The following is a 22497-nucleotide window of genomic DNA, read 5'->3' on the forward strand; positions in this document are numbered from 1 at the left end:
GAACGCAGGCGTGGGAGCATTGAGGCATGGCTGCGATGGCGATCGACCGCATCCGGAGTGACCCGGCGGCGCTTGCGGTGTACACGGCACTCCTCGCCGCCGTCGGCGCGCTCGGTGAATTCGAGGTCGAGGAGAAGCAGACATCGCTGCACGTGACGCACGGACGCGCCTTCCTCGGCGTCCACCCCCGGAGTAGTGGGCTACTGTTGAACATCGTGACCAGCGCGCCGATCGCGAGTGAGCGCATCCGCTCGTCCGAGCAGATTTCCCGAGCGAGATGCCATAACGAACTGCTGGTGACGGATGCCGCGGAGGTCGACGCCGAACTGCTCGGCTGGTTGTCGGAGGCGTACGCCCTCACCGTCTGAGAGCGGCCTCGACCTGCTCGAATACGCGCACTGACCCCCACTCCTCTTCGCCGAAAACGCAGTTGTTGGGCTTATGAGGCGCTCTTAAACCCAACAACTGCGTTCTCGGCGTTCCGGGGCGGGACGCCCGGATTCGGGTCCCTCCCGGCTAGCGCCTAAAATGGCAAGACCGCCATCCGGGCATTTCGCCTATCCCTCGACCATTGGAGCCACCGTGGCCGCACCCAGCCGTCTCGACTCAGTCATCGCCCTCGCCCGCCACCGCGGGTTCGTCTTCCAGGCGGGTGAAATCTACGGCGGGTCTCGTTCGGCCTGGGACTACGGGCCCCTCGGCACCGAGCTCAAGGAGAACATCAAGCGCCAGTGGTGGCGTTTCATGGTCACCAGCCGCGACGACGTCGTCGGCCTCGACTCCTCGGTGATCCTGCCGCGCCAGGTATGGGAAGCCTCGGGCCACGTCGAGGTCTTCAGCGACCCGCTGGTGGAGTGCACGAACTGTCACCACCGCTTCCGCGCCGACCACCTCGAGGAGGAGTTCGAGGAGAAGAAGGGCCGCGCCCCCGAGAACGGCCTGGACGACATCGCCTGCCCGAACTGCGGCAACCGGCACACCTGGACCGAGCCGCGCGCCTTTTCCGGCCTGCTGAAGACCTACCTCGGCCCGGTCGAGGAGGAGTCCGGCCTGCACTACCTGCGCCCGGAGACCGCGCAGGGCATCTTCGTGAATTTCGCCAACGTGCTGCAGGCGGCGCGCATGAAGCCGCCTTTCGGCATCGGCCAGATCGGTAAGAGCTTCCGCAACGAGATCACGCCGGGCAACTTCATCTTCCGCACCCGCGAATTCGAGCAGATGGAGATGGAATTCTTCGTCGAGCCCGGCACCGACGAGACCTGGCACGAGTACTGGCTCGAGCAGCGGATGAACTGGTACACCGGCCTCGGCATCAAGCCGGAGAACCTGCGGTTCTTCGAGCACCCCGCCGAGAAGCTCTCGCACTACTCCAAGCGCACCGTCGACATCGAGTACCGCTTCGGTTTCACCGGCAGCGAGTTCGGCGAGCTGGAGGGTGTTGCGAACCGCACCGACTTCGACCTCAGAACGCACTCCGAGGCATCCGGTAAGGACCTCTCCTACTTCGACCAGACCAAGAACGAGCGCTGGATCCCGTACGTGATCGAGCCGGCCGCCGGCCTCACCCGTTCACTGATGGCGTTCCTGGTCGACGCGTACGACGAAGAGGAAGTGCCCAACGCCAAGGGCGGCGTCGACAAGCGCACCGTGCTCAGGCTCGACCCGCGGCTGGCCCCGGTCAAGGTCGCGATCCTGCCGCTGTCGCGCAACGAGGCCCTCTCGCCGATGGCACGCGAACTCGCGGCGAAGCTCCGCGAGTCGTGGAACGTCGACTTCGACGACGCCGGCGCGATCGGCCGCCGGTACCGCCGGCAGGACGAGATCGGCACCCCATACTGCGTCACCGTCGACTTCGACTCACTGGACGACCAGGCAGTGACCGTGCGCGACCGCGACACCATGGCGCAGGAGCGGATCCCCCTCGACGCCCTGTACCCCTACCTGGCCGAACGCCTGCGCGGCGCGTGACGCACCGCCCGGTTCGGCGACGGATGCCGCGGTGACAGCCCCGGCATCCGTCCGGTTCGCGGGCCTCCGCGACAAGCCCACTCGCACCTACATCGGGTTCGGGATGCTCGGGATGATGGGCGACAACATCGAGCACGTCATCACCTACTGGGTGATGTGGCAGATGTTCCACTCGCCGCTGCTGGCCGGGTTCGCCGTGGTCAGCCACTGGCTGCCGCACCTCTTTCTCTCGGTCTGGTTCGGCAGCCTGGCCGACCGTTACGACTGTCGGCGGATCATCCAGGCCGCGCAGGCGACATTCATGGCGGTCTCCGTCGGCTGGGGCGTATTGTTCGTCACCGGCACGCTCCAGCCCTGGCACTGCTGCGTGCTGCTGGTGCTGCACGGGCTGGCCAGCGCCACCTGGCACCCGGCCGAGCAGATGCTGCTGCACGACTTCGCGTCGCCGGATAACCTGCCGAGCGCGGTGCGGTTGAACTCCACCGGGCGGAGCCTCGGCATGCTGCTCGGTCCGCTGGTCGGCGCGGTGCTGCTGGTGACGGCGGGCCCGGACATCGGCATCTTCATCAACGTGCTGGCATTCGTGCCGATGTTCCTGTTCATGTTCGTCACCCGGTTCACCGGGCACACGCGCGACGGTGCGGCGCCACGGGTCCGGGTGGCGATGCGGGACGCCTTCTCCGCGGTGCGGGAGGTGCGCTCCATTCCGAACCTGGTCATGATGATCGCACTCGCCGGCGCCACCTCGCTGTTGATCGGCGTGGCCCTGGCGCCGCTGATGCCGGAGTTCGCGGCCCGCCTCGGCGAGGGCAACGCCGGGTTCGCCTACGCCGCCTTGATGGGCGCGAGCGCGGTGGGGGCGGTGATCGGCGGTGTGCTGCTGGAGTCCGCCCGCTGGTTCCGGCCGACAGTCCGGGTGGCCATCGTCGCCACCATCGTCTTCGCCGTGGCGACCCTGGCCTTCGCGTTGTCGGGCAACTACCTGTTCTCGTTGCTGATGCTCTTCATCGGGGGCATCGCCAGCCTGGTCTCCACCTCGACCGAGCAGACGATCGTGCAACTCGACGCGCCGGCAGCAATCCGCGGCCGGGTGCTCGGCCTTTACGGCATGTCGAGCATGGGCCTCCGCGCCGGGAGCGGCCTGACCATCGGTGTCCTCGGCACCCTGATCGGCGTGCAGTGGGCGGTCGGGCTCAGCGCCCTGCTCCTCGCCGTACTCGCCGTCGCCATGCTGGTTTACGCGCGCACGCGACGCCTCGCCGCCGCGGGCTGACGCAGGGCACCGGCGTCGGGCTGGACCTCGATGAGGGTGACACCGGCGGGCGCGACCGCCGTCCCGTTGGCGGACATCGCGACCAGGGCCGCCGGCGCCTCGTCCAGCGTGATGCGTCGGCTGACCAGGTCCTGTGGGCGCAGTCGCCCGTCGAGCACCATCGCGAGCAGCTCCGGGTAGTCGGCGGCGGCCATCCCGTGGCTGCCGAACACGGTCAGCTCCTTCGCGATCACGGCGCCGAGCGGCAGCCGCGGGTCGGCAGCCAGCAGGCCGACCTGTACATGGCGACCGCGCGTGGCCAGCGAGCGGATGCCGATGGCCACCGTCTGCTCCCGGCCGAGCGCGTCCATGCTGACCTGGGCCCCGCCGTCGGTCAGCTCGACCAGGCGTCGAACCACCTCGTCGTCGGCCAGGCCGGCCGAGTTGAGCGTGTGCGAGGCCCCGGCCCGCCGCGCGGCGTCGAGCGCGTCGGCGCTGATATCGACAGCGACCACCGTTGCAGCGAGCGCCCGGCCGATCATGACCGCGCTGAGGCCCACCCCGCCGCAGCCGACCACGACCAGCGTCTCGCCGGGCTGCACCGCGGCCTGGTGCACCAGACCGCGGTATGAGGTGGCGAAACGGCAGCCGAGGAGCGCGGCGGCGCCGGCGTCGAGGTCGTCCGGCACGGCGATGAGGTTGACATCGGCGTGGTGCAGTGCGACCCGTTCGGCGTACGACCCCCAGTGAGTGAAGCCGGGCTGGGTCTGGTTGCGGCAGACCTGCGCGTTGCCGCTCGCGCACTCCGGGCAGTCCCCGCAGGCGCAGACGAACGGCACCGTGACCCGCTGGCCCACCCGGAACCGGCGAACGTCGGGCCCGACCGCGTCGATGACGCCGACGAGTTCGTGGCCCGGCACGTGCGGCAGCGGGATGCCTGAGTCGTGGCCCTGCCATCCATGCCAGTCACTCCGGCAGAGACCGGTGGCCTCGACGGCCACTACCACGCCGCCGGCGCTCGGCACCGGGTCGTCGACCTCGCGCACATCGGGGAGCGCACCGAACTCGTCGAAGTAGACGGCTCGCATCCGCTTTACCAGCCCGGCCAGGGGCCCGGTGTCCACTCGCGCCTCAGGAGCGCGTAGATCGCCAGGTCGCTCCACTCGCCCTTGAAGATCTCGCACTCCTCGAAATGCGCCTCGAGGCGCATCCCGAGACGGCTGCACAGGGCGACGGACGGCACGTTCTCCGGGCTCACGCGGGCGGTCACCCGGTGCGCGCCGATCTCCTCGAACACGAGGTCGAGCAGGGCCCGCGCCGCTTCGCTCGCGTAGCCCTGTTTCTGGTAATCCGGATGCAGGACCCAGCCGATTTCGACCTGGGCGTTCTCGGCGCTGGAGAGGATCACGGTGAGGTCGCCGATCACCGGGCCTCGTCCGTCAGTTTCGTCGGCCGTGCTACCCACGAGTTCCATCGCGAAGATCAGGGCGTCGTCGTCCTTTTCGAGCCGGGTGAGGCCGGCCCGCTTGACGGTGTGCTCCCTCGACTCCTCCAGCGTGCGCAGCGGCCAGGGCAGGAATCCCACCACGTCGGGGCGGGACTGGTAGGCGAACACGTCATTGGTGTCCGCTTCGGTCAGCGGGCGGAGCAGCAGCCGGTCAGTTCGGAACGGATGCGCGGTGAACGGCAGTGTGGTGAGGCCGGTGGGCGGCAAGGTCTCTTCCATGCCGCCACCCTATCCGGCGGCGCTGGAACACAGCTGCCGGAACGGCGTGGCCGGCACCGGGTCTGTGGACTAGGAGGCAGTGGGACCGGAGCCGCCGGCATCCGTTGCCCGGGCGGCGATCGCAACGTTCGACGCGGGCAGTTCCACCTTGAGGCCGAAGAGGGCGTCGAGCCCGCGGAGGTAGGCCTCGTGTTCGCCGTCCCGCGCGAGTTCGCGGGAGCGCACCATCGGGGTGTGCAGCAACACGCCGACCAGGTGCCGCAGGGCGGATTCGGTCTGGCCGTCATCGTCGCCGCGCTTGCGGGCGCGCTCGATCTCGGAGTCGAGCAGCCCGAAGACGTGGGTGCGGAGGGCGACGACCGCCGGCGCAAGGCTCTGCTCCTCGGCGACGGCGCTGAACTTGCGGGCCGCCTTGCCCACGAGCTGGCGGGCGTCGCTGGTGGCGTTCAACTCTTCGAGCGGGGCGTGCAGTCGCACCGTCTCCAGGTCGAGCAGTTCCACGCCGGCAACGGATGCCACCTCGGGGTCGACGTTGCGGGGCAGGCCGAGGTCGATGACGAGCTGGCGCGAGGCGGCGGCCGGTTCATTCGGGGTCGGGCGGACCGGGCACAGCGGATGCGCCGCACCAGTCTGGTCGGTGTGCGCCTGGCCGGCGTGTGCCGCAGCGATCCCGGACCCGGTCGCGAGGTTGGCGCGCCCGGCCTCCAGCAGGCTCGCGTCGATCACGTGGCCCTCGACGGTGGTGCAGGTCACGATGAGGTCGGCCAGGGCGGCCTCACGGGCGAAATCGGTGTCGCCGACGGCGGTGATGCCGTGGGAGGCGGCGAACTTCAGGCCACGCCCGCTCGGCGAGTACACGCGCACGTCTTCCGCGCCGCGATCCCGGAGGGCGGCGAGCGATGCGCCGGCGTAGCGGCCCGTTCCCACCAGCAGCACCCGGGTCTGGGCCCAGTCGGTCACCCGGCTCTCGGCGAGTTCGAGCGCGAGGCGTACGAGCGAGCGGCCGGCGGAGCCGATGCCGGTACGGTTCTTGACGCCGCGGGAGGTCTGGGAGGCGCGTTGGAACAGTCGCTCGAGTTCAGGGCTCGTGGTTCCGGCTGCCCGGGCCGCTTCCAGCGCGCGGCGCACCTGGCCGGCGATCTCGCCTTCGCCGACCACCACGGACTCGAGCCCGCTGGTGACGGCGAACAGGTGCTCGGCAACGCCGTTGCCGTGCACCAGGTCGAGGGTGTCGCGCAGGGTGTCCGCCGTGACGCCGGTGCTCGCACTGACGGCGTCGATGACGGCGTTCACTGCGGGGATCGGGGACACGCCGAAGGGCTCATCGAGGTCGAGATAGGCCTCGAAGCGGTTGCAGGTGGCGACGACGACCGCACCGCTCAGGGCGCCGTGACGCTCGAGCATCCCGGTTGCCGTGCTGTGTGCGCCGACAGACAACTTCTCCAGTACGTCGAAACTGGAGTTCTTGTGACTCGCGGACAAACAAATCAGCACCGGTTGATTCTACGGCCTGTAGTGGCAGGACCCGAATCGGCGCCCTGCGCGATCGCTATCGTGAGATCTTTGGCAGAATCAGGGGGTGAACCTTGACGCGCAGCATCCGCTCTCCTCCGGCCTGACCGCCGACTCCTCCCTGATCAGGGCCTACCAGGGAGTGCGCCCCGCCCAGACCCCGGTCTGGTTCATGCGCCAGGCCGGCCGGTCGCTGCCGGAATACCGGGACCTGCGCGTGGGCACCGACATGCTCGACGCCTGCCTCGACCCGGCGATGGCCAGCGAGATCACCCTGCAGCCGGTGCGCCGGCACCGGGTGGACGCCGGAATCTTCTTCAGCGACATCGTGGTTCCCCTGCGACTGGTCGGCGTCGACGTCGAGATCGTGCCCGGCCGCGGCCCGGTCCTCGGCACGGCGGTGCGCACCAGAGCGGATGTCGCGACCCTGGTCTCCCTCGACCCCTCGGTCCTCGACGCGGGCCTCGCCCCCATTCGCGAGGCCGTCACCCGCACCACCGACGAACTCGGGGCGACCCCGCTGATCGGCTTCGCCGGCGCCCCGTTCACGCTTGCCGCCTACCTCGTCGAGGGTGGGCCGTCGAAGGACCACATCCACGCCCGCACGCTGATGCACGCCGACCCGGCGGCCTGGGCCGACCTGATGGCCTGGACCGCGGCGGTGACGGGGCGCTTCCTCCGAGCCCAGGTGCTCGCCGGCGCCAGCGCCGCCCAGCTGTTCGACTCCTGGGCCGGCGCTCTCTCGCAGGCCGACTATGTGCGGTACGTCGCACCGGCCTCTGCGCAGGCGATCAGCCACGTGCGTGACCTCACCTACCTGGAGCGGCCCGCCGACGAAGCGGCCGACCCGCAGGAGGTGCGGCGCAACGTGCCGGTCGTGCACTTTGGCGTCGGCACCGGTGAACTTCTCGCCGACATGCACGCCATCGGCGCGGACGTGGTCGGCGTCGACTACCGGATTCCCCTGGACGAGGCCAATCGCCGTCTCGGCGGCACCGTTCCGCTGCAGGGCAACGTCGACCCGGCGTTGCTCGCCGCCCCGTGGCCGGTGCTCGAGGCGCACGTGCTCGACGTGCTCGAACGCGGCCGTTCCGCGCCGTCGCACGTGCTCAACCTCGGACACGGGGTGCCCCCGGAGACCGATCCCGGCGTGCTGACCCGACTGGTCGGGCTGGTGCACGAGGCCGGCCGCGCATCCGCCTCGGCCTGAGCCCAGGCGTTCACCGTGCGCAACTGCGGGGATAATTCGCCGGCACACACTCAGGGAGACAAAGTGAAGGCTTCAGGCTTAATTTCGGCGCATGCTGGCGTGAGCGGGCAAGAATCCCCGCAGTTGCGTACAGCCAGCCGGCACGGGCGCCTCGCATGACCGACGTCATCGTGGTCGGCGGCGGCATCTCCGGGCTGGTCGCCGCCCGCGACTGCGCCCGCATCGGCTTGGCGGTCACGGTGTACGAAGCAGCGGATGCCGTCGGCGGCGCCGTCGCCCGCCACGACGTCGCCGGGCTGACACTGGACAGCGGCGCGGAGAGTTTCGCCGTCCGGCGCGGTGCGGTCGCCGACTTCATCGCCGAACTCGGGCTGACCGACGCTGTGATCGCGCCGAATCCGGCCGGCGCCTGGCTGCACCTGCCGAAGAACGACAACCCGAACCAGAGCGTCACCGTCCCCGCCCCGAAGGCCGGGGTGCTCGGAATCCCGGGGTCACCGCTCGCCGACGATGTGCGCCGCGCGATCGGCTGGCGCGGTGCCTGGCGCGCCTACGCCGACAGGCTGATCCCGGTGCTGAAAATCGGTCGTGAACACAGCCTGGGCGACCTGGTGGGGAAGCGGATGGGCCGGCGGGTGCTCGAGCGGCTGGTGGAGCCGGTCGCCTCCGGCGTGTACTCGGCGCCGGCCGCCGACCTCGACGTGGACGTCGTCGCCCCCGGCCTCAACACGGCGCTCACCACGGCGGGTTCGCTCTCCGGGGCGGTGCTGTCACTGCGCGCCCAGGCGCCGGCGGGCTCGGCCGTCGGCGGCCTGCGCGGCGGGATGACGACACTGGTCGACGCCCTCGTCGCGGACCTGGACCGCTTGGGGGCGGAGATCGTGACCGGGACCCGGATCGAGGCGCTCACGGCTGGTGGCACGGCTGGCGCACGGGGATGGACGGTGACCCTGGCGCCCACCTCGACCCCCGGTGACCCAGGTGACACCGCGACCCCCGCCGGTCAGGGGTCCGCCACCGCACGCTTCGTCATCATCGCCACGCCCGGTGCCGGCGCCCTCGGACTCGTCGGCGGGCTCGGGGAGGAGACGGCGGCGCTCGCCGAGCTGGGCTGGCCGGAGCCGACCGTCGTCGAACTGGCCACCCTGGTGCTGGACGCCCCACAGCTGGACTCCCACCCGCGTGGTACCGGGGTCCTGGTCGCCGCCACCACGCCGGGGGTCAGCGCGAAGGCCCTCACCCACGTCAGTGCGAAATGGGAGTGGGTGGCCGAAGCGGCGGGGGCAGGCCGGCACGTCATCCGTCTCTCCTACGGCCGTGCCAGAACGCCGAATCCCGCCGAGGGCCTCGGCGACGCCGAACTCCAGGCCCTCGCCCTGCGCGACGCGTCGGCCCTGCTCGGCGTGGACCTGCCCGCCGAGGCGGTGCGGGGTTTCGCGCGCACCGTGTGGCGCGACGCGCTCTCGCCGGCGACCATCGGCGCCGGGGCGCGTGTGCAGGCGGTGCGCGACGTAGTCGCCGAGATCGACGGGCTCGAGGTGACCGGCGCCTGGCTTGCGGGCACCGGTCTGGCGTCGGTGATCCCCGACGCGCGCGGCGCCGCCTCCCGCACCCGCCGGACGTCCCTCGGCCTCTAGCCCAAATCTCCGCGAGCCTGCACTTGTTGGGCCTAAAACGTGGTTATAACCCCAACAAGTGCAGGCTCGCGGGAGCAGGGTGGGAGCAGGGACTGCGCGTAACGCCCGTGTGCGGGCGCACACAACAGGGTTACGCTGGGGGCTACGTGAACCTCACCGAATGGAGCCACAATGCGGGGAAAGCTTCTGTTCATCACCGGCGGACTGGTCGGCTACGTGCTCGGCGCGCGCGCCGGCCGCAAGCGCTACGACCAGATCGCGGCGGCCGCGAACGACTTCTGGAACGCCAAGCCGGTTCAGCGCCGGGTGAGCGAGGTGCGCGACTTCGCCCTGGACGCGGTCGGCGACGCGCCGGTCGCCCTGTTCAATGCGGGCAAGAAGGCCGTCAGCGCCATGCAGGCCAAGAAAGCGGATGCTGCGGCCCCGGCCAAGAAGACCGGCTCCACCTCGCCGACGTCCTCCTCCGCGAACGGCACGCCCGCGTCGACGAAGCCCGCGTCCAAGCCCGGGAAGCCGGCGGCCGCATCGGGCCCGGCCGACGACGCCAAGTAACCGCGGCACGAGACCGGGAGGCAGACAGTGACCAACACCGGATTCAACCCGAAGACCCGGCGATCCCTGGCAGAGCTGATCACCGAGCTGCCGGCGCAGGTCGGCGCCCTGGTCAGCGCCGAACTGGCCGCGTTCAAGGCGGAGATGGCCGGCAAGGCGAAGAACGCCGGGATCGGCGTGGGACTCTTCGCGGGCGCCGCCCTGTTCCTCTTCTTCGCCGTCAGCGTGCTGATCGCCACCGCGGTGATCGCGCTGGCGCTGGTGCTGCCGCTCTGGCTCTCCGCCCTGATCGTGGGCGTCCTGTTGCTGGTGATCGCCGTCATCCTCGCGCTGATCGGTTTGAACCGGGTCAAAGCGGCGACCAAGACTGACCCGGACGGCCTGCGGGGCAGCATCCGTCACGATGTCGATGCACTTAAAGGGGTAGGCGAATATGAGCGTTGAACAGGACCGGCTGGAGCTGGAGCGCACCGGGCACCGGGCCGGGCAGACCCGGGCCGAGCTTGATCGCGCGGTGCACGAGGCCGAGCACCGGCAAGGCGAGCAGAAGCCTGTCGACCAGCCGCAGAAGAGCCTGGCAGACCTGCGGAAAGAGGCGCACGCCGCCCGCTCCGAGGTGGCGGCCACGCTGGATGCGATCGAGTACAAACTCAACCTGCCCAAGCAGATCAGGATCAACACCCGGCGACTGACCTACGCGCTGCGGGATCTCGGCGACCGGAACCCTGGCGCGTTGATCGGGATCGCGGTGGCCGCGGCATCCGCTGTCGCCGGCGCGGTCTGGCTCGGTGTGAAGGCGTTCCAGAACCGCTAGCCGGGGTGCGTTCCGGCCCCGCTTTTGGTGCTGGCCGCATTGCGGGGGAGACTAGTAACCATGACTCACCCGGCTGCCGGAGAGGCAGTAGACAACACCCAGCCCGCACCCACCGAAGCAACCCCCGCCGCTCCCGAACCGGGGCCGCAAGGTTTCACCCTGTTCGCGGTGCTCCGGAAGGACCCGGCGAACCCGGACGACCTCGACGGGCGTGACGTTCCGCATGCCGTGAACGAGCTCGACGACATCGTCGCCCTGGTCGAAGCCGAGGGCGTCACCGTGCGCGGCTTCTACGACGTCTCGGGTCTCAGGGCCGATGCCGACGTCATGATCTGGACCCACGCACCGGAAGCCGAGACGCTCCAGTGGGCACACCGCGAGCTCCGTCGCAGCCGCCTGTTGAAGAGCCTGCTGCCCACCTGGAACGCGATGGGCGTGCACCGCGACGCCGAGTTCAACAAGAGCCACGTGCCCGGCTTCCTGCGCGGAATCGAACCCAAGGGCTGGCTCACCGTGTACCCCTTCGTCCGCAGCTACGAGTGGTACCTGCTGCCTGAGGCTGAGCGCAGCAAGATGCTCGCCGACCACGGCCGGAAGGGCGCCGCCTTCCGCGGGGCCATCGCGAACACCGTCTCGGCCTTCGCCCTCGGCGACTACGAGTGGCTGCTGCCGATCGAGAGCGACGAGCTCACCGAACTGGTCGACCTGATGCGGGACCTCCGGGCAACGGATGCCAGGCGCCACGTGCGCGAGGAAGTCCCGTTCTACACCGGTCGCCGGGTCACGATCGCCGAAATGGTGGAGGTGCTGCAGTAGTGACGCAGTACGACGCCATCCTGCTCGCCGGCTTCGGCGGGCCAGAGGGCCAGGACGACGTGATCCCGTTCCTCCGCAACGTCACGCGCGGCCGCGGCATCCCCGAGGAACGTCTCGAAGAGGTCGCCACCCATTACCGCCACTTCGGCGGCATCAGCCCGATCAACAACCAGAACCGGGCGCTCAAGTCCGCCCTCGAGGCGGAACTGGCATTCCGAGGCATCGACCTTCCGGTGGTCTGGGGCAACCGCAACTGGGCGCCGTACCTTCCTGACGCGATCAGTGAGGCGCACGCGGCCGGCCACAGCCGCTTCATCGCGATCGCCACCAGCGCGTACAGCTCATACTCGAGCTGCCGCCAGTACCGTGAGGACTTCGCCGCAGCACTGGATGCCACCGGCCTGGACAAGGTGGTGCACATCGACAAGGTTCGCCAGTTCTTCGACCACCCCGGCTTCGTGCTCCCGTTCATCGAGGGCGTCAAGGAGGGCATCCTCGAGGTCGAGGCGGCCATCCCCGGCATCAACCTGGCCACCGAGGTTGAGGTGATGTTCGCCACCCACTCGATCCCGATGACGGATGCCGCCAGGAGCGGCCCCGCTGAACGCGGCTTCGGTGAGGGCGGCGCGTACGCCGCGCAGCATCTGGCTGTCGCGGAGGTCGTTATGGCTGCGGCCACCCCTTCGGTGGTCGAGCCTGCCGCGGTGGTCGAGCCTGTCGCGGTGATCGAGCCTGCCGCGGTGGTCGAGCCTGCCGCGGTGGTCGAGCCTGTCGCGGTGATCGAGCCTGTCGCGATCCCCTGGCAGCTGGTGTACCAGTCCCGCTCCGGCCCGCCCAGCATGCCCTGGCTCGAGCCGGACATCAACGACGCCATCCGGCAGCTGCCGGCCCGCGGCATCCGTGCGGTCGTGATCGTGCCGCTCGGCTTCGTCAGCGACCACATGGAAGTGCTCTGGGACCTCGACAACGAGGCGATGGAGACCGCGGCAGAGGCAGGCCTGCACGCCGTTCGCGTTCCGACACCGGGCACCAACCCCGCGTATGTGAGCGGACTGGTCGACCTCGTGCTGGAACGCGTGAACGACGTGCCAGACGAGGTACGCCCCGCCCTGACCGAACTCGGCCCCTGGTACGACGTGTGCCGGCCCGGCTGCTGCGAGAACGTGCGGCTCGGCTTCAAGCCGGCCCTCGCCGGGATCGCGCCATGAGCGCCGGAGGCGCCTCGAAGGGCGCAGCCGCCGGAGGCGCCTCGAAGGGCGCAGCCGCCGGCGCAGCGAACACGCCCCTGATCCGGGTCGGAACACGCGGCAGCGCCTTGGCGATGGCGCAGACCACGATGATCGCGAACCGGATGGCAACGGCAGCCGGCGTACAGGTGGAGATCGTGCCGATCACCACCCACGGCGACACCTCCCGTGAGTCGCTGTCCACCCTGGGCGGCACCGGCGTCTTCGCCAGTGCCCTGCGCGAGGCGCTCCTGGCCGGCGAGTGCGAGGTGGTCGTTCACTCGTTCAAAGACCTGCCGACCATCGCATACCCTGGCCTCGCCATCGGCGCGACGCCGAAACGGGCCGACGCCCGTGACGTGCTGTGCGCGCGGGACGGCCTCACGCTGGACACGCTCCCCGAGGGCGCACGGGTCGGCACCGGCTCTCCGCGCCGGGTGGCGCAGTTGAAGGCACGGCGCCCAGACCTGGTCGTGGTCGACATCCGCGGCAACGTCGACACCCGGCTGGCTTTCGTCACCTCGGGTGAACTCGACGCCGTGGTTCTGGCCGCCGCGGGTCTCGGTCGTCTCGGGCGACTCGACGACGTCGCGACCGACTACCTCGAACTGTCGGACTGGCCGACCGCCCCGGGCCAGGGCGCGCTTGCGATCGAGGTGCGGGACGAGAAGCACGAGCGCCACCTCGCCTCGGCACTCGCCGCGGTCAACCACGTGACCACCCAGGCCACCACCACGGCCGAGCGCCGGGTGCTGTCCCGGCTGGGAGCGGGATGCGCCGCGCCCATCGGTGCGACCGCGGTCGTCGACGAACTGGTGTTCCTGACGGCGACCGTGTACAGCCCGGACGGTAGCCAGCACCTCACCAGCTCCCATGCAGCGACGCCGGAGTCCCACTCCATCGCGCACCTCCGTGAGGCGGCAGAAGACATCGCCGATCGGGTGGCCGATGAATTGTTCGCCGGCGGCGCGGCCGATTTCGCACCCCTGGGGGCCGCATCATGACGACCGAACGCACCGAGCCCATCACCACCAAACCACTCGCCGGCTGGCGGGTCCTCGTGCCGCGCGGCGGACCCTGGGGCGACCAGGTCGCCGCGAACCTCCGCGCCCGGGGCGCCCAGCCGATCGTCGCCCCGATGATCAACTTCGCCCCCACCGACAACGCGCCGGCCCTGCAGGCGGCCCTGGCCCGGCTGGCCGCCGGTGACTTCGACTGGATGACCGTGACCAGCGCCACCACGGTCGACGTGCTGTCCTCCTTCCAGGCGGTCGTGCCGCCGGGGACGCGGGTCGCGGCCGTCGGTGAGACCACCGCCGCCGCGCTCACCGCTGCGGGCTACCGGGTCGACATCGTTCCCTCCGAAGAGAATTCCGCACGCGGCATGCTCGCGGAATGGGAGGCCGCGACGGATGGCGTGATCCCGCTCCGGGTGCTCACCCTCCGTTCTGAAATCGCCACGCCGCTGCTCAGCGAAGGACTCCGCCGGCTTGGCCACGATGTCGAATCCGTCGTGGCGTACCGCACCGTGGGTGTCCCGGTCGACCCGAAGGTCGTCGAGGACGTCGCCGCCGGCCGGGTGCAGGCCGTACTGGTGACGTCGGGAAGCGTCGCTCGGCAGGTGCAGGAGCAACTGGGCCCGATCCCGGACACCACGCTCATCGCGTGCATCGGCCCGCGGACCGCGAAGGACGCCGCCGGCTTCGGCCTCGACGTCGACATCGTCGCCGCCGACCGCAGCGCCGACTCCCTGATCGATGCCCTGGTGCAGGCGGCGCTCGCCGGTGCGCACCCCGTCCGTTGACCATGCTGGACGACCCGCTCGGGCACGCGGCGTAGGGTTAACCGGTGACCACACCATATTTCCGGCCCCGTCGCCTGCGCACCACTCCCGCGCTCCGTCGGCTGGCCAGCGAAACCCGCCTCCACCCCGCCGAACTCGTCCTTCCGCTCTTCGTGCGGGAGGGCGCGAGTGAGCCGATGCCGATCCAGTCGATGCCGGGCGTCGTGCAGCACTCGCTCGACAGCGCCCGGCGCGCGGTGACGGATGCCGCGTCGGCCGGCATCGGCGGTGTCATGCTGTTCGGCGTGCCCACGGTACGGGACGCGATCGGATCCGGGGCGACCGACCCCGACGGAATCCTCAACGTCGCAACCCGCGCACTGGTGGAGGAAGTGGGCGACGCGCTGGTCGTGCAGACCGACCTCTGCCTCGACGAATTCACCGACCACGGCCACTGTGGGGTCCTGGCCGCCGACGGTCGGGTCGACAACGACGCGACGCTGATGCGCTATCAGGAGATGGCCGTCGCCCAGGCATCCGCCGGCTCTGCGGTCCTCGGCCTGAGCGGCATGATGGACGGGCAGGTGGCGGCGGTGCGGGAAGCCCTCGACGACAACGGTTTCGAAGACACCTCAGTGCTCGCATACTCCGCGAAGTATGCGTCAGCGTTCTACGGTCCCTTCCGTGACGCGGTCCAGTCCACACTCGAAGGTGACCGCCGCACCTACCAGCTGAACCCCGGCAATCGGCGCGAGGGTGTGCGCGAAGCGCAGCTCGACATCGACGAGGGCGCCGACATCGTCATGGTCAAGCCGGCCGGCAGCTACCTCGACGTGCTCGCCGATGTCGCCGCGATGAGTGATATTCCGGTTTGGGCATATCAGGTGTCCGGGGAGTACGCGATGATCGAGGCCGCGGCCGCCAACGGCTGGATCGACCGCCGTCGCGCGGTCGAGGAATCGGTGCTCAGCATTCGTCGTGCCGGCGCAGACGCGGTGCTCACGTACTGGGCCGTCGAGCTGGCCGCCTGGCTCACGGAGGAACGCGCCTGATGAGCTCACCCACTCCGCCGAGTACGGCCGCGCACGCCACGACCACACACAACGACGAACTCTTCGCACGCGCCCAGCAGTCCATTCCGGGCGGCGTGAACTCCCCGGTGCGGGCGTTCCGGTCGGTCGGCGGCACGCCGCTGTTCCTGGTCTCCGCTTCCGGCGCCTACGTCACCGACTCCGACGGACGCGACTACGTCGACCTGGTCAGCTCGTGGGGGCCGGCGATCCTCGGCCACGCCCACCCGCAGGTGGTGCGAGCCGTGCAGGACGCCGCAGCCCGCGGCTTGTCGTTCGGCGCCTCAACGCCGAGCGAGACCGTGCTGGCCGAGCTCGTGAAGGGCAGGGTCGGAGCAGTCGAGAAGCTTCGCCTCGTCTCCACCGGCACCGAAGCCACCATGACCGCGATCCGGCTGGCGCGCGGCTTCACCGGGCGTGACCTGCTGGTGAAGTTCGCCGGGCACTACCACGGGCACTCCGACGGCCTGTTGGCTGAGGCAGGGTCCGGCCTGGCGACCCTGGCCATGCCCGGCTCGGCCGGCGTCACCGCGGCCACCGCCGCGCAGACCCTCGTGTTGCCGTACAACGACCTCGACGCCGTGCGCGCGGCCTTCGCAGCCCACCCGGGTCGGATCGCCGCCGTCATCACCGAAGCCGCCGCCGCCAACATGGGCGTGGTCGCGCCGGATGCCGGCTTCAACGCCGCCCTGGCCGCCCTGGTCCACGCGGAGGGCGCGCTGCTCATCGTCGACGAGGTACTCACCGGTTTCCGGGTCGGCCCGGCCGGGTATTGGGGGCTGGAGAACGCCGGCGGCGACCGGTACACCCCCGACCTCCTCACCTTCGGCAAGGTCATCGGCGGCGGCCTGCCGGTCGCCGCGCTCGGTGGCCGCGCCGATGTGATGGACTACCTTGCCCCGGCCGGGCCGGTCTACCAGGCGGGCACGCTCTCGGGCAACCCGGTGGCCGTCGCTGCGGGCATTGCAACGCTCGAGGCAGCGGATGCCGCGGTCTACGGCCGCCTGGACGCCACCGCCGCCATCATCTCGGAGGCGGTCTCCGCGGCACTCTCAGCGGAAGGCGTCGAGCACGCCGTGCAGCGTGCCGGCAATCTGTTCAGTTTCGTGTTCGGCGCCGAGGCTGCCGAGCACGCTCCGCGCACCTACGCCGAGGTGCAACGCCAGGACGCATTCCGCTACCCGCCGTTCTTCCACGCCATGCTCGATGCCGGGGTATCCCTCCCGCCGTCGGTGTTCGAGGCGTGGTTCGTCTCCGCGGCACACGACGAGACGTCGATAGGCCGGATCTTCGAGGCGCTGCCGGCTGCGGCACGGGCGGCTGCCGCAGCCACGCGCTGACGTATCCGCTCGGATCCGCTCGCGCTGAGGAAATCGCCACGCGCTGAGGGCCTGCCATGCGCGCGTGCGAGAAACCGCAGCGCGAACGGACAAGGCGAGCGCTCGGACCGGAGCACCCCACCGGAGCGGCCGGCGTTACGGCTTTGTGAGGTTTCGCGCACGGTCAATCGCGTGCAGAACCGGCAGACTAGAGTCATGGCTTCCCTGCGCGTTCACTCAGACCGTCTCGAGGTTCACCTGACGCCCGCGGAGAAGTCCCTTTCCCTGCGCCGGGACGACATCGTCGTGAAGCGTGAGAACATCAGGCAGGTAGCCATCACGGACGACCCCTGGATCTGGATACGGGGCATCCGCGCGCCCGGAACGTTGATTCCGCTGGTGCTCGCGGTCGGAACCTGGAAATTCCACGGCGGCAAGGACTTCCTCGCGGTCAAGAACAAACGCCAGGCGGTGGTGCTCGACCTGGTCGACGAGGAGTTCGCCCGCCTGATCCTCACCACCAAGCACGCCCCCGACCTGATCGCCTCGCTCAAGCTGCAGGATGCTGGGCCCGCGGAGGATCCGGCCGAGCCGCCGGCCCGCGCCCGCACGTCGGCGGCAACCACCCGCCTCGGTGAGACGATTGACGAGCGCCTGGACGACTGACCGGGACCGCGACCGCGCCGCCGCCGCCGCGCCGCCGCCTCCGGGCCGGTCACCCACGCCGATCGACTCGCACCCTGCCGGTCAACACCGGTCAGCCCGACCCGGATCCTCACCCCACCGCAGCCCTGCCCACAGCCTGCGCAGGACTCAGGTGACGTCCCGCTTCCAACTGGTGAAGTAGCCGACCACGGTCGCCACGATCGCATAACCCAACAGGACCAGGCCACCCTGCCACCAGTCCAAAACGGATGAGGCCTGACCCGCGATGGTGAAGAAGCTCGCGCCGACGAGTGCGTCGCTGGCCGCACCGGGGAGGAACTTGCCGATGTTCGCGGTCACCTCGATGAAGGAGGCCGCGAGCCGCAGCAACGGTTCGACGAACTGGGTGAACGCCAGCACGATCACGATCGACGCCACCTGGCTGGGCACCAGCACGCCGAGGCCGACGCCGATGGTGGCCCAGAGGGCCATCGCCAGGATGGTGCGGCCGAACAATGCCCAGGTGTCGCTGTCTGCCAGGAGCGGGTCCACTCCGAACGCGTTCAGGACGAGGGCACCGATCCCGACCGAGGCCAGCAGGCCCACCACGCCGAGCATGGCGCCGAAGCCGAACAGGGTCACCGTCTTGGACCCGAGGACCGCGCCGCGGCGCGGGTTGGCGAGGAAGGTCGGAGTGAGCGTCTGGTGCCGGAACTCGCCGGTGGTGGCCAGGGCGCCGAGCAGCACCGGGAACACATAGCCAACGGATGACGCGAAACTGTAGATCAGCGGCGGCAGGTTCGCGCCGCTGGGAGCGCCCTGGCCGCCGGCGCCACCGCCGGCGCTCGGCGAGATCGCTCCGCTCTGCACGCCGCCGAACAGGGCGGCCAGGCCACCGGCGAGCAGTCCGATGTAGCAGAACAGCACGATGGCGAGGATCCACCACATCCGGGTGGTGGTGACCTTGGCGAATTCGGAGCGGACTGAACGGATGAAGGTGTTCACAGTGAATCCCCTCCGCCCACGAGCTTGAGGAAGGAATCCTCGAGCCCCGATTTCTGCCGGTGCAGAACACTCAACTCCACGCCGGCGGCGAAGGCGATGTGGCCGATGTGGGCGGGGTCAGGTGCGGCGGCGAGCAATCCGGTGCGGCCGGCGCTGAACGAAATTCCGGCCGCGGTGAGGGCGGCGGCGAGGCTGTCGCGGTCGGGGGAGTCGACGATCACCTGCGGGGCGACATCCGTTTCGAGACTGGTGAGCGGACCGCGGTGAACCAGCTGGCCCTTGGCGATGATCACGACATCGTCGACGCTCTGCTGCACCTCGGAGAGCAGGTGCGAGCTCACCAGGACGGTGCGGCCCTCCCCGGCCATCTCGCGGAGGAAGCCGCGGATCCACTTGATGCCCTCCGGGTCGAGGCCGTTGATCGGCTCGTCGAGTACCAGCACGCCGGGGTCTCCGATCATGGCGTAGGCCAGGCCGAGGCGCTGGCGCATGCCGAGCGAATACCCGCCCACCCTGCGGTCGGCGTAATCGGCGAGTCCCACGGTCCGCAGCACGTCGGTGACGCGCTGCTTCGGGAGGCCGGCGGCAGTGGCATAGATGCCGAGGTGGTTCCTGGCGGTGCGGCCGGGATGGAAACTGGCCGCCTCGAGCGCGGCGCCCACTGTGCCCAGCGGGTTCGGCAGGTCGTGATAGCGGATACCGGCAAAGGTCGCGGTGCCGCTGCTCGGTGTGACCAGGCCCAGCAGCATCCGGAGCGAGGTGGTCTTTCCGGCGCCGTTGGGACCCAGGAAACCGGTGACCCGGCCGGGCTCGACGGTGAACGACAGGTCGTTGACGGCGGAGACGTGCCCGAAGGACTTGGTGACGTGACTGAACTCGATAAGTGCGCCGACTGGCATCCGGACCCCCTCTGTCGCTTGACCCAGCCTAGGGGTGGCGCGTCTATAGCCGGGTGAAGGCGTGCAGCGCGGCGAGCAGCCGGTCGACCTCGGCGGGCGTGACATACGGGGCGAGCCCGATTCGCAGGCCTCCCTCGTCGCCGAGGCCGAGCCAGCGCGACGCCTCGAGGGCGTAGAACGAGCCTGCCGGGGCGAGGATGTCCCGCTCGGCCAGGAACCTGGCCGCGTGGCCGGCGCTGAGCCCGGCGAAGGTGACCAGGAGAGTGGGTGTGCGCCTCGCGGCGCGGGAATGCAGCGTGACGCCCGGCAGCTCGGCGAGGCCGACCTCGAGCGCGCTGCGCAGGTGCCGCTCATATTCCTCGAGAGCCATATGCGAGGCGACGAGGCGGTCACGCCGGTCTCCGGCGCCCTCGATCGGCGTCGCGTTCCCCGTTCCGAGTTCATGCATCCCGGCGAGGAAGTCGACTGCAGCCGTCGTCCCGGCCATCAGCTCGTAGGGCAGGGTGCCGAACTCGAACCGCTCCGGCACGGCATTCGTCGAGGGGAGCAGTTTGTCGGGCATGATCCGTTCGAGCAGTGCCGGGGCGGCGGCCAGCACTCCGCAGTGCGGGCCGAGGAACTTGTAGGGCGAGCAGGTGAAGAAGTCGGCACCGAGCGCCGGAAGGTCGACGGACGCGTGCGCCGCATAGTGAACGCCGTCGACGTAGAGCAGGGCGCCGGTCGCGTGGACCACCCGGGCGATCTCAGCAATCGGCGGCATGGTGCCGATCAGGTTAGACGCCGCGGTCACGGCGACCAGGCGGGTGCGCTCACTGAGCTGCGCCTGGACGGCATCCGCCGTGAGTTCACCGGTGTTCGGATTGAACCCGACCCAGCGCACGGTCGCTCCGACGCGCTCGGCGGCCTGGAGCCATGGGCGCACGTTGGAATCGTGGTCGAGCCGGGTGACGACGATTTCGTCCCCCGGCCTCCACTCCTTGGAGAGGTGGCGGGAGAAGTCGTAGGCGAGTTGGGTGGCACTTCGCCCGTAGACGATGCCACGGGGATCCGCGCCGAGCAGGTCGGCCATCGCGCGCCGGAAACCGTGCACCGCGGCATCCGCGTTGCGTTCGGAGATGCTGGACGCTCCGCGGTTGGACAGGGGGCCGGTGAGGGTGTCGGCGATGGCCTGCCCGACGCTGCGTGGCGTCTGGGTGCCGCCCGGCCCATCGAAATGTGCGACGCCCGTCGACAGGGCGGGAAAGTGCGAGCGAACGGCTTCAACGTCGTAGGTCATGAGCGCAAGCCTAGGGTTCGGGGGCGCCCGCGAACTAGCATGACGATATGCCAGAGCACGGTCCCGTTCCGGCCACGACCACGGCGCCCACTGCGCGCTCGACGCCGGGGCGGACCGCGGCGTCCGCTCCGGCGAAGGTCCGCGCTCGCCGCAAGCGCTTCTCGGTGAATGCGGCGCTCGACAACTTCTTCTTCGTCTTCGCGGGCCTTGCTTCAGTCTGGCTGGCCGTGCTGGTCTTCACCGAGAGCTTCGACTGGGGCTGGGCGGGAATCGGTTTCGTCGTCGTCCTGTGGGCGCTACTGGCCTACCTCGTGCTGCCGCGGCTGCACCGGATCCTCACCCAGCTTTATGTGCCCGATTACTTCATCGGCCGCACCCGCACCAGCGACGGCTTGCTCGGCGACCCGGTGAATCTTGCACTGGACGGCTCGGCCGCCCAGCTGCACGCATCGATGACGGCGGCCGGCTGGACCCGGGCAGACGAGATCACCCTGGCTTCCGGCTGGCGCATCGTGATGTCGACGCTTCGCCGCCGCAGTTACGACGAGGCGCCGGTGAGTCCATTGCGGCTGTTCGATCGGCAGCAGGATTTCGCCTACCAGCAGGAGGTAGAGGACAACCCGGCCAAACGGCATCACGTTCGGTTCTGGAAATGCCCGGACGGCTGGATGCTTCCGGGCGGACACCGGGTCGGCTGGCTCGCCGCCGGAACGTTCGACCGGGCTGTGGGATTCTCGCTGTTCACCCTGCAGGTCACCCACAAGATCGACGCGAATACCGACATCGAACGCGACCACATCGTTGCGACACTACGGGCCGCCGTGCCGGAGGCCCGGGTGGTGCTGATCCGCGATTTCTCCACCGGTTACCACTCGCGAAACGGCGGTGGCGACAGTATCCAGACGGATGGCGACCTGCCGGTGGTGGACCTGCGCCGAGTGCCGGTTCCTGGCGAACAGGTCCCCGCCGAGGTGCTGGACGCGGCATCCGCTGCGGAGGCGGTTGTGGTCGAGCTGCGCGGCGTCTCGTGAGGCGGCCGCAGTCCACCGTCTTCGGGGCGCTGCTGATGGGCGCCCGCTCGCTGTCGGGCGTGGTGTTCATCATCGTCGCGGCCTGGGATTGGCGGAGCTTCGCCGGTTCGCTGGCGCTCGAGGACGGATCCGGCGCTCCGCTCGACGACGCGACAACCAGGGCGGTGGTCATCGTGCTCCTGTGCGTGTACGGCGTGGCGCTCGTGTTCTACCTCGCGGTCGCGCTGTTCGTGTTCCTCGGCCACAACTGGGCGCGGATCCTGGCGATGACCGGCGCGACGATTAGCATCCTCATCGCCTTCGCGGACTACTGGAACAACGGCGTGGAGATCACCCTGCGCACCACGCTGGCCAGCCTCACCCTGGACATCCTGGTACTGCTCGCCCTCTCCAGCACGTCGGCGAGGCAATACGCGCGCCGGCCCCGCGGCCGCCTAGCTCGTGAGGGGTCACGAATCGACCTTCCGAAGCCCCTGGGTTCAGGGCGTGGTTGCAACACCTGATGTTTGGAGGGTGTTGTGACGTTGCGTTTGAAGAGCAGGATCACGTTTTGGCGGGCGATCGCTGGTGGCGCGTCGATCAACGATGCGAGTGGGGTTGCGGGATYCAACCCGAGCACGGGCAAGATCTGGTTCCGCGAAGCTGGAGGGGTGATTCCCAAGCACCTTCTTAGTGAGCCGTCCGGCCGTTTGATGAGTTACCAGGATCGGATGGCGATCGCGTTCTCGAGGGAGAGCGGGATGAGTGTCCGCGAGA

23 protein-coding genes are annotated in these 22497 nt (G+C 69.8%); 17 read left to right on the top strand and 6 right to left on the bottom strand.

Going from position 1 to position 22497, the window contains the following annotated elements; translation table 11 throughout:
* Nucleotides 1-26 precede the first annotated feature (26 nt).
* The 3 genes from AB4Y94_RS06995 to AB4Y94_RS07005 all read left to right on the top strand — a co-directional run bounded on the left by AB4Y94_RS06995 (nucleotide 27) and on the right by AB4Y94_RS07005 (nucleotide 3241).
* Entirely contained in the window at nucleotides 27-368 is a 342-nt protein-coding gene (locus tag AB4Y94_RS06995; RefSeq protein ID WP_441726610.1) for a DUF5655 domain-containing protein, read from the top strand.
* Between the two features lie 214 nt (nucleotides 369-582).
* Nucleotides 583-1968, top strand: coding sequence for a glycine--tRNA ligase (locus AB4Y94_RS07000; RefSeq protein WP_441726612.1), 1386 nt, complete (start codon nucleotides 583-585; stop codon nucleotides 1966-1968).
* 31 nt (nucleotides 1969-1999) lie between these two features.
* Nucleotides 2000-3241: an MFS transporter gene (locus tag AB4Y94_RS07005; protein WP_441726615.1), complete on the top strand. Its 1242-nt coding sequence runs from the start codon at nucleotides 2000-2002 to the stop codon at nucleotides 3239-3241.
* On the opposite strand, the gene AB4Y94_RS07010 is transcribed toward AB4Y94_RS07005, so the two are convergent.
* The 3 genes from AB4Y94_RS07010 to AB4Y94_RS07020 all read right to left on the bottom strand — a co-directional run bounded on the left by AB4Y94_RS07010 (nucleotide 3205) and on the right by AB4Y94_RS07020 (nucleotide 6440).
* Nucleotides 3205-4308, bottom strand: a complete 1104-nt coding sequence (locus tag AB4Y94_RS07010; RefSeq protein WP_441726707.1) for an alcohol dehydrogenase catalytic domain-containing protein — start codon at nucleotides 4306-4308, stop codon at nucleotides 3205-3207. The genes AB4Y94_RS07005 and AB4Y94_RS07010 overlap by 37 nt on opposite strands.
* Nucleotides 4309-4313: 5 nt before the next feature.
* Nucleotides 4314-4946 carry a GNAT family N-acetyltransferase gene (locus AB4Y94_RS07015; protein WP_441726618.1) on the bottom strand — a complete coding sequence of 211 codons (633 nt, stop codon included), beginning with the start codon at nucleotides 4944-4946 and terminating at the stop codon, nucleotides 4314-4316.
* Between the two features lie 69 nt (nucleotides 4947-5015).
* Nucleotides 5016-6440: a glutamyl-tRNA reductase gene (locus tag AB4Y94_RS07020; protein ID WP_441726621.1), complete on the bottom strand. Its 1425-nt coding sequence runs from the start codon at nucleotides 6438-6440 to the stop codon at nucleotides 5016-5018.
* 85 nt (nucleotides 6441-6525) lie between these two features.
* Here AB4Y94_RS07020 and hemE point away from each other — a divergent pair, with 85 nt between their 5' ends.
* From hemE to AB4Y94_RS07080, 12 genes are all read left to right on the top strand, one after another.
* Nucleotides 6526-7668 (top strand): uroporphyrinogen decarboxylase, encoded by a 1143-nt coding sequence (gene hemE / locus AB4Y94_RS07025; RefSeq protein WP_441726624.1) that lies wholly within the window; start codon nucleotides 6526-6528, stop codon nucleotides 7666-7668.
* 155 nt (nucleotides 7669-7823) lie between these two features.
* The gene (locus AB4Y94_RS07030; RefSeq protein WP_441726626.1) at nucleotides 7824-9305 is read left to right on the top strand and encodes a protoporphyrinogen/coproporphyrinogen oxidase; all 1482 of its coding nucleotides are present in this window, start codon (nucleotides 7824-7826) and stop codon (nucleotides 9303-9305) included.
* Nucleotides 9306-9476: 171 nt separating this feature from the next.
* Nucleotides 9477-9857: a YtxH domain-containing protein gene (locus AB4Y94_RS07035; protein ID WP_441726627.1), complete on the top strand. Its 381-nt coding sequence runs from the start codon at nucleotides 9477-9479 to the stop codon at nucleotides 9855-9857.
* Between the two features lie 27 nt (nucleotides 9858-9884).
* The gene (locus tag AB4Y94_RS07040) at nucleotides 9885-10301 is read left to right on the top strand and encodes a phage holin family protein (RefSeq protein ID WP_441726629.1); all 417 of its coding nucleotides are present in this window, start codon (nucleotides 9885-9887) and stop codon (nucleotides 10299-10301) included.
* The gene (locus tag AB4Y94_RS07045; protein WP_441726631.1) at nucleotides 10291-10671 is read left to right on the top strand and encodes a hypothetical protein; all 381 of its coding nucleotides are present in this window, start codon (nucleotides 10291-10293) and stop codon (nucleotides 10669-10671) included. Before AB4Y94_RS07040 ends, AB4Y94_RS07045 begins: the two co-directional genes overlap by 11 nt.
* A gap of 60 nt (nucleotides 10672-10731) precedes the next feature.
* The gene (gene hemQ / locus AB4Y94_RS07050; protein ID WP_441726634.1) at nucleotides 10732-11487 is read left to right on the top strand and encodes a hydrogen peroxide-dependent heme synthase; all 756 of its coding nucleotides are present in this window, start codon (nucleotides 10732-10734) and stop codon (nucleotides 11485-11487) included.
* Nucleotides 11487-12695, top strand: coding sequence for a ferrochelatase (locus tag AB4Y94_RS07055; RefSeq protein WP_441726637.1), 1209 nt, complete (start codon nucleotides 11487-11489; stop codon nucleotides 12693-12695). The genes hemQ and AB4Y94_RS07055 overlap by 1 nt, the downstream gene beginning before the upstream one ends.
* Entirely contained in the window at nucleotides 12692-13717 is a 1026-nt protein-coding gene (gene hemC, locus AB4Y94_RS07060; RefSeq protein WP_441726640.1) for a hydroxymethylbilane synthase, read from the top strand. Before AB4Y94_RS07055 ends, hemC begins: the two co-directional genes overlap by 4 nt.
* Nucleotides 13714-14517, top strand: coding sequence for a uroporphyrinogen-III synthase (locus AB4Y94_RS07065; protein ID WP_441726643.1), 804 nt, complete (start codon nucleotides 13714-13716; stop codon nucleotides 14515-14517). The genes hemC and AB4Y94_RS07065 overlap by 4 nt, the downstream gene beginning before the upstream one ends.
* A 44-nt stretch (nucleotides 14518-14561) precedes the next feature.
* Nucleotides 14562-15548 carry a porphobilinogen synthase gene (gene hemB, locus AB4Y94_RS07070; RefSeq protein WP_441726646.1) on the top strand — a complete coding sequence of 329 codons (987 nt, stop codon included), beginning with the start codon at nucleotides 14562-14564 and terminating at the stop codon, nucleotides 15546-15548.
* Entirely contained in the window at nucleotides 15548-16906 is a 1359-nt protein-coding gene (gene hemL / locus AB4Y94_RS07075) for a glutamate-1-semialdehyde 2,1-aminomutase (RefSeq protein ID WP_441726648.1), read from the top strand. Before hemB ends, hemL begins: the two co-directional genes overlap by 1 nt.
* 195 nt (nucleotides 16907-17101) lie before the next feature.
* Entirely contained in the window at nucleotides 17102-17551 is a 450-nt protein-coding gene (locus tag AB4Y94_RS07080) for a hypothetical protein (protein ID WP_441726651.1), read from the top strand.
* 147 nt (nucleotides 17552-17698) lie between these two features.
* Here the strand turns inward: AB4Y94_RS07080 and AB4Y94_RS07085 are convergent, their stop codons facing one another.
* From AB4Y94_RS07085 to AB4Y94_RS07095, 3 genes are read right to left on the bottom strand one after another with little or no spacing between them, the layout of a single operon-like run.
* Nucleotides 17699-18535 carry an ABC transporter permease gene (locus AB4Y94_RS07085; protein WP_441726653.1) on the bottom strand — a complete coding sequence of 279 codons (837 nt, stop codon included), beginning with the start codon at nucleotides 18533-18535 and terminating at the stop codon, nucleotides 17699-17701.
* Nucleotides 18532-19434, bottom strand: coding sequence for an ABC transporter ATP-binding protein (locus tag AB4Y94_RS07090; protein ID WP_441726656.1), 903 nt, complete (start codon nucleotides 19432-19434; stop codon nucleotides 18532-18534). Before AB4Y94_RS07090 ends, AB4Y94_RS07085 begins: the two co-directional genes overlap by 4 nt.
* Before the next feature lie 43 nt (nucleotides 19435-19477).
* Complete coding sequence (locus AB4Y94_RS07095; RefSeq protein WP_441726659.1) at nucleotides 19478-20710, bottom strand: cysteine desulfurase-like protein; 1233 nt, start codon at nucleotides 20708-20710, stop codon at nucleotides 19478-19480.
* Between the two features lie 47 nt (nucleotides 20711-20757).
* Here AB4Y94_RS07095 and AB4Y94_RS07100 point away from each other — a divergent pair, with 47 nt between their 5' ends.
* The gene (locus AB4Y94_RS07100; protein WP_441726662.1) at nucleotides 20758-21741 is read left to right on the top strand and encodes an LssY C-terminal domain-containing protein; all 984 of its coding nucleotides are present in this window, start codon (nucleotides 20758-20760) and stop codon (nucleotides 21739-21741) included.
* Entirely contained in the window at nucleotides 21738-22244 is a 507-nt protein-coding gene (locus tag AB4Y94_RS07105) for a hypothetical protein (RefSeq protein WP_441726664.1), read from the top strand. Before AB4Y94_RS07100 ends, AB4Y94_RS07105 begins: the two co-directional genes overlap by 4 nt.
* Nucleotides 22245-22497 lie beyond the last annotated feature (253 nt).

This window comes from Glaciibacter sp. 2TAF33 (assembly GCF_052114945.1).
In the GTDB taxonomy this organism is placed as follows: Bacteria; Actinomycetota; Actinomycetes; order Actinomycetales; family Microbacteriaceae; genus Cryobacterium.